The organism is Rhizobium ecuadorense (assembly GCF_001187535.1).
GTDB lineage: Bacteria > Pseudomonadota > Alphaproteobacteria > Rhizobiales > Rhizobiaceae > Rhizobium > Rhizobium ecuadorense.
In genome coordinates this window covers 1-295 of the sequence record NZ_LFIO01001551.1, presented here as the reverse complement: position 1 = coordinate 295, position 295 = coordinate 1, and the positions used below count along the sequence as shown (strand labels likewise).

Annotated in this window: 1 protein-coding gene; it reads left to right on the top strand. The window is 54.2% G+C overall.

What is annotated here, in order from left to right:
- Positions 1–64: 64 nt before the first annotated feature.
- Positions 65–295 (top strand): acyl carrier protein (locus AF337_RS32040; RefSeq protein WP_049735268.1); only part of this gene is annotated, 231 nt, incomplete at its 3' end.

Here is a 295-nt window from a genome sequence, read left to right as displayed (position 1 = left end):
GGGTAATCCCGCGCGCGTCGTTCGCAGGAACGAAGACAAAAAAGTGTTCAAGTAGGAGCAAGACATGAGCAACAAAGAAAAATACGATGCCGCTTTCATCGAAACTTTCGGCATAGGCGCCGAGGATTTGAGCGACGGCCTCCAGTATCAGAGCATCCGCGCTTGGGACTCGGTTGGTCACATGGCGCTTATCGCCTCCCTTGAGGATACGTTCGACATCATGCTGGACATGGACGACGTGGTCGATTTCGGCTCGTACAAGACCGGCCTGAAGACGCTCGAGAAATACGGCGTG